A 13810-nucleotide genomic window follows, 5' to 3' on the forward strand; every position below is an offset into this window, starting at 1 on the left:
AGCGTTCGGGCGCATGGAAGACGGCGTGTACGTAGGGAATGCGGGCAAGGACGCGGCGGTGGACCGGGGATGGCTGCTCGGGCACTTCAAGGAGCACGGTGATCCTCGCCACAGCAACGCCGTGGAGGTCAAATGGGGCGTCCATCCACGTGGTGACCAGCGAGCGCAGTGGGTGAAGGGCGAAGTCCGTACGGCTCTCCTGGTTCTCATCAGCGGTCGCTTCCGCATGGAGTTCCCCGGTCGCAGTGTGCTGCTGGAGGAACAGGGCGACTATGTCGTCTGGGGCGAGGGAGTGGATCACTCCTGGATCGCTGAGGACGAGTCCGTGGTACTGACCCTGCGATGGCCTTCTGTTCCCGGATACGCCGCACCACAGGACGAAGAGCGGGCGAGTTCGCAGAGCTGACCACCGCCTTGTCCGTCCCGATCACCTCGCGCAGGACCGGCAGATCGCGCACGAGCGGCGGCACCCCGGCGGCCGGCGCCTCCATCGCCGCCGGCCCGAAGATTCCCCACGCCGGGTGCTTTTTCGTGTACGCAGAGTCGCCTCCGAGGTGAATCTCGGGGCGCTGTCCGGGGTGCCGAAGGCCCGCAGGGCGCAGGCGGCGGGCTCGTCACAGCTCCGCCCCTGGGATTCGGGATCGGGTTCCGGCCCATGCGGCCGCCAACCTCCTTGCGCAGTCACCGAGGTGACGGGACGACACTCGATTCGGCCACCACTTCACACACCCACAGGATCGATCTCACGTTCGAATCATGCCGCTGACCGGGGCTGATGGGGTTAGAGTAATCGAACGAGCGTACGATGAACATATCGGGCGTATGGCCGAAAAGGGGTGGAGTGATGGAGGTGCGGCATGGCGGGCTTCACCCACGTGCACGTCGCGTCCGGTTACTCCGCGAGGTACGGGTGCGCGCATCCCGAGCACCTCGTCCGGAGGGCGGCCGAGCGGGGCATGTCCGCACTCGCGCTCACCGACCGGGACACGGTCACGGGTGCCGTGCGGTTCGCGCAGGCCTGCGCGAAGGACGGGGTCCGGCCGCTCTTCGGTGTCGATCTGGCGGTGGACGCCCTGGCGCCCCCTCCCCCCACCCAGCGTCGCCGCACCCCGGCGCGCGGCGGCGCCCATGTGATCGAACCGCCGCTGCGGTTCACGCTGCTCGCGCAGAACCGGGCGGGATGGGCACGGCTGTGCCGCATCACCTCGGCCGCCCATGCCGGCGCCGTGTCCGGTACGGCGCCCGTGGTGCCGTGGGAGGCGCTGCGCGAGTACGGCGGCCCCGGTCTGACCGTGCTGCTCGGACCGCTCTCGGAACCGGTGCGGGCGCTGTCGGTGGGCCGGGAGGACGTCGCGGTGAAGCTGCTGGCGCCCTGGAAGGAGATCTTCGGGAGGGAGGTCCGGTTGGAAGCCGTCGCGCAGAAACGTTCCGGCATCGGGCCGGGATCCCTGCGCCTGGCCGCCCGCACCCTCGCCCTGGCCGACCGCACCCGCACCACCGCCGTGCTCTCCAACGCCGTCCGCTACGCCGACCCGGACCAGCATCGCCTTGCCGACGTCCTGGACGCCGCACGGCTGCTGCGGCCGATCGACCGGCGCCGCCTGGACAGCGGACAACGCTGGCTCAAGGACGAGAGAGGAATGGCGAACGTGGCGCGGATGGTCGCCGAATGCGCCGGAGCGGACATCCGGCGGGCCCGCCGTCTGATGACGGACACCGCCGCCACAGCGGACCGGTGCGCCATCGACCCCGAAGCGGACCTCGGACTGGGCACCCCGCACTTCCCGGAACCGTCGCTCTTCGGCGCCGAACCCGGAGCGGGCGGAGCCGCACGCCTGCTGCGTCGGCGGTGCGAGGCCGGCATGGCCCGCCGCGGCCTCGACCACGACCGAGCGGCGCTCGACCGGCTGGACGAAGAACTCGCCGTGATCTCCACGCTGGACTACGACTCGTACTTCCTCGCCGTCGGCCAGGTCGTCGCCGACATCCGGGCCAAGGGCATCCGGGTGGCAGCCCGCGGCTCGGGTGCCGGATCGATGGTCTGCCACGCGCTGGACATCGCCACCGCCAACCCGCTCGACCACCGCCTGCTGTTCGAACGCTTCCTGAGCGTGCGCCGGGCCTCACTGCCCGACATCGACATCGACGTGGAGTCCGCGCGACGGCTGGAGTGCTACGACACGATCTTCGAACGGTTCGGCAAGGAGCGGGTGGCGGTCACCGCGATGCCCGAGACCTACCGGGCCCGCCGCGCCCTGCGCGACGCCGGCCTCGCCCTCGGCATCGCACCCGCGGACGTCGACCGGATCGCCAAGAGCTTCCCGCACCTGCGCGCCTCCGACATAACCGGCGCCCTCGCCGAACTGCCCGAGCTGCGGCAGCTGGCGGCCGAGGCGCACCGGTACGGCCCCCTGTGGGAGCTCGCCGAAGGCCTCGACTCCCTGGTCCACGGCATGGCCATGCACCCCTGCGGCGTGGTCATCAGCGACGCGACCCTCCTGGACCGGCTGCCGGTCCAGCCCACACCGCAGGGCGACTACCCCATGGCCATGGCGGCGAAGGAGGAGATCGAGGCGCTCGGCAACATCAAACTCGACGTCCTGGGAGTCCGGATGCAGTCCGCGATGGCCCACGCCGTCACCGAGATCGAGCGGACCACCGGCACCCACATCGACCTGGACGACCCGAAGCAGGTGCCGCTCGACGACGTCTTCGCGTTCAAGCTCATCCAGGAGAGCCAGACCCTGGGCCTGTTCCAGCTGGAGTCGCCCGGCCAGCAGGACCTGCTGTCCCGGCTCCAGCCCCGCGACCCCCAGGACGTCATCGCCGACATCAGCCTCTTCCGCCCCGGCCCGGTCGCCGGCGGCATGCCCGAGCGGTACATCGCCGCCCGCCACGGCGGCACACCGTCGTACGCCCACCCGGACCTCGAGCCGGTGCTCGCCGACACCTACGGCGTGACCATCTGGCACGAGCAGATCATCGAGACCCTGCATGTGATGACCGGCTGCGACCGGGCCTTCGCGGAGATCACCCGGCGGGCGCTCGGCGACAAGGACCAGATGCCTCGGATCAAGGACTGGTTCCACAAGCTGGCACGCGCACGTGGCTACAGCGCGGCCGTCCGGGACGAGGTCTGGAAGACCGTCGAGGCCTTCGGCGCCTACGGCTTCTGCCGGGCGCACGCGGTCGCCTTCGCCGTGCCGGCCCTGCAGAGCGCCTGGCTCAAGGCGCACCATCCGGCGTTCCTGCTGGCCGGCCTGCTCGAACACGATCCCGGGATGTGGCCCAAGCGCGTCCTCGTCTCCGACGCCCGTCGCCGCGGTGTCCCGGTCCTGTCTGTCGATGTCAACCGCTCAAGGGCGAGGCATGTCGTGGAACCGGCCGACGGGGAGCAGTGGGGCGTGCGGCTCGCGCTGTCCGCGGTGCACGGCATCAGTGAGGACGAGTGCGCCCGGATCGAGGAGGGGCAGCCGTACGGATCGCTGTCGGACTTCTGGCAGCGGGCGCGCCCCAGCAGACCGGTCGCCGAACGCCTCGCGGAGATCGGCGCCCTGAACTGCCTCCACGACGGCCGCCTCACGCGACGCGACCTGCTGCTGCAGATCGCCGAACTCCACCGGGCCTCCCGCGCCCGGTCCGCCGGCAAGGGCCAGCTGCCCATCGATACGAACGCCGTCGGCGGGGCGGAGCCGAGCGGGCTGCCGGAGATGACCGGACGTGAAGCCCTGAGCGCCGAGCTGAGCACCCTCGGCATCGACGTCTCCAGGCACCTGATGGAGCACCACCACCGGCTGCTGCGCGAGATCGGCGCGACCGACGCGGCCCACCTGGCCGGCCTGCGCGCCGGGCAGCGGGTGTTGGTCGCCGGTGTACGGGCCTCCACCCAGACCCCGCCGATCGCCAGCGGCAAGCGCATCATCTTCGTCACCCTGGAGGACGGCTCCGGCCTGGTCGACCTGGCGTTCTTCGAGGACTCCCACCCGGCCTGCGCCCACACCGTCTTCCACAGCGGACTGCTGCTGGTGCGCGGCACGGTCCAGGTGCGCGGCACCCGCCGCACCGTCGTCGGCACCATGGCCTGGGACCTGGACGAGATCGCCACCGCCCGCCGCGACCACGGCCCCGAGGCCGCACTCGCCCTCCTCGGCGCCGAGCGTCCGTCCCCGACCCCCGCCCAGCCGCAGCGCACCCTGGCCAACGGCACGACAGGAGCCCGCCTGCACCCGTACGCCGACCTCCAGCCCGCCGGCACCCGCTCGGCCGACCTGAAGAAGTTCGGCCACCGCAGCCCCGGGAGCGCGGGATGACCACGCGTCAGCGGCACATCGCCCACCTCCATCTGCACGCTGCGCTGAGCGAGGCCCAGTGCACCGATGTAATCGAACTAGTGTCCGGGATCACGCCTCACGTACAGGCTGTCCCGCCCAACGCCGTTCAGCTCGACCTGACGTCGGCACTCAGATATTTCGGTCTGTCCCCCTACGACGTCGTTCAGTTGGCGAAGCTCCGCCTGAAAGCCCTCTACGGCATCGACAGCAGCGCCGGGCTCGCGGGCAACCGCATGCTGGCAGCCATGGCGGCCGACGCGTCCGCCCCGGGAGACACCACCTGGATCCGCGACGGGCAGGCTGCCACTTGGCTATACCCCCGCCCGGTCACCGCCCTGCCGGGGATCGGGCGGGCAACAGCGGAAACGCTCAACAAGTATGGGCTGCACACCATCGGCCAGATCGCCGACATACCTGTGGCAACCCTGCAACGCCTGCTCGGAGTCGGTTCGGCCCGGCTGCTGGCCGAGCGCGCCCGCGGTCACGATCCTCGCCCGGTGAGCCCTTCGGAACCGGCAGCGCACCTGGTCGCCGATCTCATGCTGGAGCGGGACTGCCTCGACCCGGCACAGCATCACCGAGCGGTCTTGGGACTTGCCGACCGGATCGGCCAACTACTGCGTGGTGAAAGCCAGATCGCCGGCCGACTCACGCTCACCGTGCGGTATGCCGACCACAGCTCCACCGCACGTACGCGCGCGCTGTCGGAACCCACCAACCACTCACCAGTTCTTGCCGCAACTTCCCTGAGCTTGCTGACCTCCCTGGGGCTGCAGCGGGCACGAGTCCGGGCCTTCGCCATCCGCGCCGACCGTTTGATGCCGGCCAAAAGTGCTTACCGTCAGATGTCTCTGGATCCTGGTGATACCCGTGCCCGCGCAGCCGAAGCCGCTGCGGATCGTGCTCGCCGACGCTTTGGGCCGGAGGCTGTACGTCCAGCAGCTCTGGCGGACTGACAGGCTTGCGGCAGTTGTCCGGCTGTCCAACGCGAGAGGCACCATTCGGCCGTGCCCCAGGGCTGAGGCCCAGGAGCGGTGCAGTGGCGTCCTCGGGATCAGTAGCCGTAGCGGCTCTTGATGTGGCGCCAGAAGTCGCGGATCATCCACTTGTCGAACTCGGTGATCTCCGTCGCGGTTCCGGCGTTCATGATGAAGCCGCCGACGTCGGGCGTCGGGGTCCAGTCGTAGAAGTCGTCCAGGCCGAAGGTGTGGCCGACTTCGTGCAGGTAGATGTGCAGGTTCTCCTCGTCCAGGGCGTTCGTGAAGTACTCCTGGTCCAGGCGCTGTCCCCAGTCACCGCCGGCGCCGCCGAAGCCCATGCCCTTGGTGAGCCACAGGGACTCGTCGTAGTGGTGGGCCTCCTTGCCGGGGCACTGGGAGTAGTCGCCGTCCTGGTGGAAGAACCGGCCGCAGGGCTCGGCGCATTGGGGTGCGCCGCCCTCGTCGAGGTTGCCGGCGTAGATGTCGACGGAGTCGTCGTCCCACTTCAGGGTGGAGCGGTCCTTGACCGCCCAGCCCACGACCTTGACCTTCGCAGAGGCGTAGGGCCACTGGTTGTAGCCCTTGCCGTTCTCGCTGAGTGCGGTGATCCACTTGTTGAACTGCTTCTGCAGGGTCGTCTGGACCTGGTCGCGCAGCGTGGCGGTCACCGGGTTGTCGGAGTCCCAGCGGACGCAGTAGTTGATGCTGCCCTTGTTGGCCATGATCTGGTCGAAGCCGTAGTTCTTGAAGCCGTAGATGTCCGGGTACGTCGAGGCCATGTGGTCCCAGGTGTCGCCGAGCTGCTTGACGATGCCGGACGGCGGGTTCCACTCGGCGGCACTCGCGGCGGTCGTGCTCGCGGCGGCCGTGGGGGTGGCAGTGGTCTCTGGAGTGCTCGTCGCCTGAGGGGTCGCGGTTTCGGTCGCCTTCGGGGTGGGCGTCGGGCTGGTGGACTCGCTGAAGCTGGGGGCGACGGTCTCGCCGGGGCTGGGGGTGGTGTCCGTGCCGGAGGAGCAGGTCTCGCCGTTCAGCTTGAAGGAGGTGGGTACGGCGGTGGCTCCGGAACGGGAGCCGATGAATCCGGCGGTGACGGTGCCCCCGGGGGACAGCGCGCCATTCCAGCTGGTGTTCTTGACGGTGACGGTCGTGCCGGACTGCTGCCAGTCGCCGTTCCAGCCCTGGGTGATCTTCTCGCCTCCGCCGAGTTCAAAGGTGAGGGTCCAACTGGTCTGCTGTGCGCCCTTGTTGGTGATCCCGACGGTTCCCTGGAAGCCGTTCGTCCACTGTCCGGCGACGTTGTAGTCCACCGCGCAGGTCGGTTCGGCGCCGTTGGCCAGCAGCGGTACCAGCGCACCGGTTCCGGCCACGAGTGCGGCAGCGACGGTGAGGGGGACCGGGCGCAGGAGCCGACTTCGCAGTGGTCGCCGGGGGTGTGTTGGTTGCCGTCGCGGCGACCTGGATTTCCGGGGTCGTGGTGCTGGGGAGTGCTCCCCGACGGGCGGGATCGGGGAGCGTGCTGCCGCTACTTGACGGTGGCCTTGCTCTGCACGATGTACGCCGGGCCCGAGACAGGCTTGACGGTGGTGGCGGTCGTGTTCACCGTGGCGTTGCGGACGCTCAAGCCCGTCTTCGCGGTGATCGATACCGAAGTCAGGGTCAGTGAGGTGATCGGCTGCTCCGGTACGCCCACGATCTGGCCGGCCGTGGTGGCGCCGGTCGCGGTGATGTTGGCGAGGGTGATGTCGTGGTAGTTCGGCGTTGTGCTGGTGACGGCCTGGGCGGCGTCGCCGTCCGCGGGAACCGACGGGTAGTACCCGGTGATCTGGATCGGGGTCCTCACGTCGGTCATCGTCAGGTTCTTGTAGGTGACGGCGTGGATCTCACCGGCCCTGCCCCGCGCAGACTTGATCCGGACTCCGGCGGTGGTGCCCTTGAGGGTGTTGTCGTGGATGTCGATGTCGTGGATGCCGCCCGACGTGTAGCTGCCGATGGACAGGCCGTGGCCGTGCAGGATCGTGCAGCCGCTCAGTGAGATGTCGTGGGACGGCCCCTCCGAGGAGGAGTTGATGGCGATGTTGTCGTCGCCGGTGTCGATCGTGCTGTTGGTCACCGCGACGCCGGAGGACGACCACACGTCTATGCCGTCGGTGTTGGGCGCGTCCGCCGGTGCCTGCACGGTGATCCCGTCGATGGCGGACGTGGTCACCTTCTTGACGGTGATGTTGACGTTGGGGGCGTTCTTCAGCGTGATCCCGGTGATTTTCACGTTCGAGGCGCTGTTGAGGGACACCAGACCGGGGCGGGAGGAGAGCGTCTTGCCCGCGGCCTTCTCCTGGTTGATCAGCGTCCACCACGGGGCGCCCTGGCCGTCGATCGTGCCCGCACCGGTGATCGTGAGGTTGTTCACCCCGGAACCCCCGAGGAGCGGTGACAGCTTTCCGCCGGACAACGGGTAGTCCGCCGCGTCCTGGGAGGCGAGCAGGGTTGCTCCGGAGTCGAGTTGGAGCGTCATGTCGGCGGCCAGGGTCAGGGCGCCCGAGAGGTACTTGCCCGCGGTCAGTTCCACGGTGCCCTTGCCCGCGCAGGCGTTGATCGCCTTCTGCAGGGCTGCGGTGTCCTTCGTCGCACCGTCGGCCTTCGCGCCGTAGGCGGTGGGCTTGCAGACCGTACCGGATGCCGGGCTCGTGGTGGTGGTGGTGGCGGTGGTGGTCGGGTTCCAGCCGTCCGAGCCGGCCAGGTACTTCTGCGGGGTGTAGTCGGCCGCCTGGGAGTCACTCAGCTGCGGGCGCCCGGAGTTGACCGTCGCGCCCGCTCCGGTGTTCTTGTACTCACTGAACCGGGCCTTCGTCCAGACGGCACCGGACATGTCGCTCCAGGGCTGGGCCGTGTTGACGAACGACCCGATGGTGGACTCCCGGTACAGCACCTGTGCGTCCTGACGCCACGGGCGGCCGAGGCTGCCCGTCCCCGCGGCTCCGGCCCCGGTGATGTTCGACCTGTAGAAGAGATAGCCGTAGGTGCGGGTCGCCGGTGTGCTGGCCGCGGTGATGTAACCCCCGCTGCCCAGCTGGTGGATGTCGCTCCGGTCGAAGACCGCGATCCCGCCGCCGAAGACGAAGTCGACGGTGCCTTCCACGTAGGACTTCAGGAAATACGCCCGCGAGGAGTCGTTGACCAGCAGGGTGTCCTGGTGGCCCAGGAGCCGCACGTTGTCGAGGACCGCGCGGTCGGCGGACAGGCTCAGTGCCACCGCCTGGCTCGGGCTCGCCGCGTAGTCGTAGTCGTTGGAGATCGTCAGGTTCGACGCCGAGAAGTCGTGCCCATCGACGAACGCGGTCGCGCTGCCGAAGGTGCCGTACGTCGTGCCGTCCGCCTTCTTGGTGCCCGCCCCGTGGTTCTCGACGAGTACGACGTCGGAAGCGGTGGCCCCCAGGCCCTTCAGGGTGACGTACGGCTTGTTGCTCGGGACGGTGAAGACGCCCCGGTAGGTGCCCTTCTTGACGGCGATGGTCACCGGCCTGGTGTTGTTCGCCGGGACCTTGTCGATCGCCGCCTGGACCGTGGTGACGTCGCCGGAACCGTCCGCGGCCACCGTGATCGTCGTGCCCGTGGCCGTACTCGCGGCTGCGCTCGCGGTCGGGCTCGGGGTCGCGCCGGCCGAGCCGGTGCCGGCCTGGGTGAGAGTCCAGCGCTTGTTGCTGTTGGTGGTGCAGGTCTCCTGGACGACGGCGGCACCGGCCGCGGTGCTCGCCTTCGCGTCGCTGACGCACAGACCGCTGTTGACGTTGACGATCTGGAAGGTGTTGTCGCGCGCCGGCTTCAGCGTCCAGAGCTGGTTGGCCTGGTCGGTCCCGCAGCCCCACTGCTGGAGCCGGACCCCGTCGGTGGTGGAGGCGCCGGGGACGTCGAGGCAGAGCCCGCTGGCGGCGGACCTGATGGCGAATCTGCCCGATCCCCGGTCGACCAGGGTCCACTGCTGGTTGGCCTGCCCCTGGCCGCAGCCCCACTGCTGGATCAGCGCACCGCTCGACCCGCTGCTGCCGACCAGATCCATGCACATCCCGCTCTTGGCGACCGCGAGCGTGTAGGTGCCGGCCTTCGCTTCGGCCGTCTGTCCGCCGGTTCCCGTGACGACGGTGGCCGCTGCCGCGACACCGCCCACGACGACGAGTGCCGCTCCGCCGGCCGCCGCGATGCGCCACTGGGACCGCTTGCTCCGGGCCCGTCTGCCACGTCTGAGGTACATGCCGTTCCTTTCTCCGCTGTCACCACGGAGACGACGCACCCCGGCGGGCCATAACAGGTTCGGCACCACGAGTTCCGTGAATTCCGTGCGGACGCGCCAACCGGGCCGCGTCTGCCCGGTCCTGGTGCGTTCGCACGCCTGTGCCATCATGACCGCCTCCAGCTGAGGGATCACTCTGTGAGGGCGCATTGCGCGAGGTTCCGGCACGACCCACGACCGACACGGCGACCCGTCCGCCCGGAACCGGCCTGTCCGTGACCGAGCTGGTCGACGCGGCCCGAACCGGCGACGCCGACGCGCAGGCCGCCCTGTTCAGCGAGTATCTGCCGCTGATCTACAACATCGTCGGGCGCGGCCTGCACGGGCACGCGGACGTCGACGACGTCGTGCAGGAGACCATGCTGCGCGCCATGCGGGCACTGCCCGAACTGCGCGAACCCGAGCGGTTCCGGTCCTGGATCGTGGCCATCGCGATCCGGCAGATGCACGACCACAGGCGCCGGAACAAGGCCGGGCTGGCCCGCCACACGCACGTGGCCGACGCGGCCGAAGTCCCCGACCCCGTCGGGGACTTCGCCGAACTCGCCGTCGACCGCCAGACGTTGTCCCAGGCCGGCAGCGATCTGCTGGAGGCGAGCCAGTGGCTCAGCGACGAGCAGCGCCGGACGCTGGCGCTGTGGTGGCAGGAGACCGCCGGGCAGCTGACCCGTGCCGAGGTCGCCGAAGCGCTGCACCTGAGCGTCCCGCACACCGCGGTACGCATCCAGCGGATGAAGGCCAAGCTCGAAGCGGCGGTCGGAGTGCTCGCCGCCTGGCGGGCCCGGCCGCGGTGCGCCGGACTCGACTCCCTCGCGGGCGGTCGCCGGGGCGTGCCGAAGGGCGGCTGCTGACCAGGCTGGAGCGCCATGTGGCCCAGTGCCCGCAGTGCGGGGCGGCGGTCGCCTGCCGGTCGATCGACGACCTGCCGATCCGGATCGGCGCCCTCGCCGTCCCGGCCGCGCTGGTGGCGGCGATCCCGAGGCTCGCAGGGCAGCACGCCGTGACGCCCGGGCCGGTGTCCTCGCTGCTGAACACCCTGCACCACGGTCTGGCCCGCGTCTCGGCGAAGTCGGCGACCGTGGCCGTGGGCACGACGGCGACACTCGCCGTCGTCATCGGTGTGACGGTTCATCAACTACCGCCGCACGCCCATGGAACCGACCCGGCACAGGGCCCGGAGCCGACCGCAGGAGCCCCGCACCGGCCTGGCCGCGCCTCGTCCGCTACGACACCGTCCGCCACCCCGACGACCGCGTCCCGGTCCTACGCCGGCGTCACCGCCGCCGACTACTACGTCGCCCCCACCGGGGACGACACGAACCCCGGCACCCTTGCCCGGCCCTTCGCCACGATGACCCGGGCCGTCGCCAAGGCCCGCCCGGGCCAGACGGTCGCGGTCCGCGGCGGCACGTACCACCCCGCCGGGACGATCACCCTCACGTCCTCCGGCACGGCCGGGCACCGGATCACGGTGAGCAACTACCGTGACGAGAAGCCAGTGTTCGACGGGTCGGGCATCCCGGCCGCCGCCGGCACTCTCATCGCCCAGAGCGGCGGACACGTCACCGTGCAGGGCATCGAGATCGTCAACTCCCCAGGGAACGCGTACGTCTGCACGTCCTGCCACGACGATGTCCTCGCCCGGAGTGCTCGTCTCCGAGGGCATCGGCGCCGCCTGCCTCGGCGACCCCCTCAACGCGCTCGCCTGGCTGGCCCGTACGGCATGGTCGGCATCGACGCCGCGTCCGACGGACTCGCCCGGGCCGCCCGCCTCAAGGTCCCCACCACCCACGAGGGCGTCGACGGCCTGATCGCGATGCCGGACTTCGACGAGATCGAGATCGTCTTCGACGCCACGTCGGCCAAGGCGCACCTCGCCAACGCCCACAAACTGGGGCCGTACGGCAAGAAGTTGATCGACCTCACGCCCGCCGCCATCGGCCCGTTCGTCGTGCCGCCCGTCAACCTCGACCAGCATCTGGACGAGGGTGCCGACAACCTCAACATGGTCACGTGCGGCGGTCAGGCCACCATTCCCATGGTCGCGGCCGTCTCGGCGGTGACCCCGGTCCACTACGCGGAGATCGTGGCTTCGATCGCCTCCAAGTCGGCGGGCCCGGGCACCCGCGCCAACATCGACGAGTTCACCGAGACCACCTCCCACGCCATCGAGGCGGTCGGCGGCGCGCGGCCCGCGGCAAGGCGATCATCGTCCTCAACCCGGCCGAACCCCCGCTGATCATGCGGGACACCGTGTTCTGCCTCATCGGGGACGCCGACCACGACGCGATCCGGGAGTCGGTCGCGGCCATGGCCGAGCAGGTGGCCGCGTACGTGCCGGGTTACCGGCTCAAGCAGCAGGTGCAGTTCACCCCCGTGGACGACTCCGAGCCGGTGCACACCCTGGTCCCGGACGGCGCAGGGCCGGTGACCACCCGGGTCTCGGTGTTCCTCGAAGTGGAGGGCGCCGCCCACTACCTGCCCGCCTACGCCGGCAACCTCGACATCATGACCTCGGCCGCCCTGAGGGTCGCCGAGTCGATCGCCCGGCAGGGCGCCGTACCCGCGGAGGCCACCCGATGACGACACACGTCGACCGCCAGCTGTACATCCAGGACGTCACCCTGCGGGACGGCATGCACGCCATCCGGCACCGCATCGACCCCGCCGACGTGGGGCGGATCGTCGCCGCCCACGGCGACGGCCTGGCGGGCGGCTCGCTCAACTACGGCCCGGGCAGCCACACCGACTGGCAGTGGATCGAGGCAGCCGCCGAGAACACCACCAACTCGGTGCTTACCACCCTCCTCCTGCCCGGCATCGGCACCATCGCCGAACTCGAACGCGCCCACGCCCTCGGCGTCCGCTCGGTACGGGTCGCCACCCACTGCACCGAGGCCGATATCTCCGCCCAACACATCGCCAAGGCTCGCGAGTTGGGCATGGACGTCTCCGGCTTCCTGATGATGAGCCACATGGCCCCGGCCACCGAACTCGCCACCCAGGCCAAGCTCATGGAGTCCTACGGCGCCCACTGCGTGTACGTCACCGACTCCGGCGGCCGACTCACCATGGACGGCATGCGCGAACGCGTCCGCGCCTACCGAGACGTCCTCGACGAGTCGACCGAGATCGGCGTCCACGCACACGAGAACCTCTCGTTGTCGGTCGGGCACGAGTCCGGGCCTTCGCTGTCCGTGCCGACCACTTGCTGCCGGCCGAAAGTGCCTACCGGCAGCTCTCTCTGGATCCCGGCGACGCCCGTGCTCGCCTGGCGGAAGCCGCGGCGGACCGCGCCCGTCGGCGCTTCGGGCCGGAGGCCGTACTTCCAGCCACTCTGGCGAACTGACCGCTTGTGACGGTGCATGTCAGACCACGAGTCGCAGCACGTCCGACAGGCCGCGTTCACCGGTGCGGTGTTCCGCCGGGAGGATGTAGGTGCGCAGACCGCAGGCGGCCGCGCCGCCGTCGCGGACCGGGTTGTCGCCGACCATGAGGGTGGCGCGGGGGTCGGTGCCGAGATCGGCGCACGCTTTGAGGAACAGTTGCGGGTCGGGTTTTTCGCGGCCCTGTTCGTAGGAGATGACGCAGGTGTCGATCAGGGTGTCGAGCCCGTGGTGGGCGAGGTGGGTGCGCAGGTCCCAGGCGAAGTCGCTGACGACACCGATGCGCAGTCCGTGTTCGCGCAGGGCACGCAGGACCGGTTCGGTGTCGGGGTAGGGAAGCCAGGCGTCCGGGGCGGTGAGCTCCCGGTAGGCCGCCTCCTCCGCGCCGCGCAGGAAGTCGACCTGTTCCCACCAGCCCCGCATCGCGCGGCGGTGCCGCTCGGCAGAGAGATCGCGGCCTTCCTGGAGGGCGGTGACGGAGGGCAGCCGGAAGGCGGCCCGCAGCTGGTCGGAGATCTCCGTCACCGTGCCGGGTTCGTCCAGTTCGGCGAGGCGGCCGCGGGCCGCTGCGATCCGGCGCAGCCATGTCTCCAGGTCGATCATCTGGAAGACGGTGTTGCTGAAGTCGAACAGCACGGCCTGCACCGCGGGTACGGGTGCGGCCGTCTCGGCGTCGCTGGGGCGGTAGGCGCTGGGTGTTTCGAACAGGGTGTGGATCATGGGGAGGGCTCTTCGGGTCCGGCGGTGTCGGCTTCGACGGCTTCGACGGTCTCGACGATCTCGACGGGGACTCCGAGGGCGCGGATGGCGGCGAGTTCGGTGTCGGGG

At 70.1% G+C, this 13810-nt stretch carries 7 protein-coding genes and 4 pseudogenes; 8 read left to right on the forward strand and 3 right to left on the reverse strand.

What is annotated here, in order from left to right; translation table 11 throughout:
- Positions 1–13: 13 nt before the first annotated feature.
- The 3 genes from ABT057_RS45675 (at position 14) to ABT057_RS45685 (ending at position 5287) form a co-directional block, all read left to right on the forward strand.
- A complete protein-coding gene (locus ABT057_RS45675; RefSeq protein WP_352350669.1) occupies positions 14–406 on the forward strand; it encodes a cupin domain-containing protein in 393 nt (130 codons plus the stop codon).
- A 451-nt stretch (positions 407–857) separates the two neighbouring features.
- Positions 858–4310 (forward strand): DNA polymerase III subunit alpha, encoded by a 3453-nt coding sequence (locus tag ABT057_RS45680; RefSeq protein ID WP_352350671.1) that lies wholly within the window; start codon positions 858–860, stop codon positions 4308–4310.
- Positions 4307–5287 carry a DNA polymerase Y family protein gene (locus ABT057_RS45685; RefSeq protein WP_352350673.1) on the forward strand — a complete coding sequence of 327 codons (981 nt, stop codon included), beginning with the start codon at positions 4307–4309 and terminating at the stop codon, positions 5285–5287. Before ABT057_RS45680 ends, ABT057_RS45685 begins: the two co-directional genes overlap by 4 nt.
- A 98-nt stretch (positions 5288–5385) precedes the next feature.
- Here ABT057_RS45685 and ABT057_RS45690 read toward each other — a convergent pair whose 3' ends face one another.
- Together ABT057_RS45690 and ABT057_RS45695 are read right to left on the reverse strand one after the other, a co-directional pair.
- Positions 5386–6678 carry a cellulose-binding domain-containing protein gene (locus ABT057_RS45690; protein WP_352350675.1) on the reverse strand — a complete coding sequence of 431 codons (1293 nt, stop codon included), beginning with the start codon at positions 6676–6678 and terminating at the stop codon, positions 5386–5388.
- 155 nt (positions 6679–6833) lie between these two features.
- Positions 6834–9557, reverse strand: coding sequence for a pectinesterase family protein (locus ABT057_RS45695; RefSeq protein WP_352350677.1), 2724 nt, complete (start codon positions 9555–9557; stop codon positions 6834–6836).
- Positions 9558–9811: 254 nt separating this feature from the next.
- Between ABT057_RS45695 and ABT057_RS45700 the strand changes: the two genes are divergently transcribed.
- The 5 genes and pseudogenes from ABT057_RS45700 to ABT057_RS45725 form a co-directional block, all read left to right on the forward strand.
- Positions 9812–10447 (forward strand): RNA polymerase sigma factor, encoded by a 636-nt coding sequence (locus tag ABT057_RS45700; RefSeq protein ID WP_352350679.1) that lies wholly within the window; start codon positions 9812–9814, stop codon positions 10445–10447.
- 269 nt (positions 10448–10716) lie between these two features.
- A pseudogene (locus tag ABT057_RS49345) lies at positions 10717–11190 on the forward strand (right-handed parallel beta-helix repeat-containing protein); the annotation flags it as partial.
- A 129-nt stretch (positions 11191–11319) separates the two neighbouring features.
- Positions 11320–12179: pseudogene (locus ABT057_RS45715) on the forward strand (acetaldehyde dehydrogenase (acetylating)).
- Positions 12176–12772 (forward strand): annotated as a pseudogene (locus ABT057_RS45720) (hydroxymethylglutaryl-CoA lyase-like TIM-barrel protein); the annotation flags it as partial. The pseudogenes ABT057_RS45715 and ABT057_RS45720, both read left to right, overlap by 4 nt.
- Positions 12766–12945, forward strand: a pseudogene (locus tag ABT057_RS45725) (ImpB/MucB/SamB family protein); the annotation flags it as partial. The pseudogenes ABT057_RS45720 and ABT057_RS45725, both read left to right, overlap by 7 nt.
- A 19-nt stretch (positions 12946–12964) precedes the next feature.
- Here the strand turns inward: ABT057_RS45725 and ABT057_RS45730 are convergent.
- Positions 12965–13702 carry an HAD family hydrolase gene (locus ABT057_RS45730; protein ID WP_352350682.1) on the reverse strand — a complete coding sequence of 246 codons (738 nt, stop codon included), beginning with the start codon at positions 13700–13702 and terminating at the stop codon, positions 12965–12967.
- Positions 13703–13810 lie beyond the last annotated feature (108 nt).

This window comes from Streptomyces sp. NPDC002588, from assembly GCF_040295925.1.
Classification (GTDB): domain Bacteria; phylum Actinomycetota; class Actinomycetes; order Streptomycetales; family Streptomycetaceae; genus Streptomyces.

Bases quoted from the DNA above. Each gene is read 5' to 3' on its own strand.
- ABT057_RS45675 (WP_352350669.1), top strand. From the start codon at position 14: ATGGAAGACGGCGTGTACGTAGGGAATGCGGGCAAGGACGCGGCGGTG.
- ABT057_RS45680 (WP_352350671.1), top strand. From the start codon at position 858: ATGGCGGGCTTCACCCACGTGCACGTCGCGTCCGGTTACTCCGCGAGG.
- ABT057_RS45730 (WP_352350682.1), bottom strand. From the start codon at position 13,702: ATGATCCACACCCTGTTCGAAACACCCAGCGCCTACCGCCCCAGCGAC.
- ABT057_RS45685 (WP_352350673.1), top strand. From the start codon at position 4,307: ATGACCACGCGTCAGCGGCACATCGCCCACCTCCATCTGCACGCTGCG.
- ABT057_RS45695 (WP_352350677.1), bottom strand. From the start codon at position 9,557: ATGTACCTCAGACGTGGCAGACGGGCCCGGAGCAAGCGGTCCCAGTGG.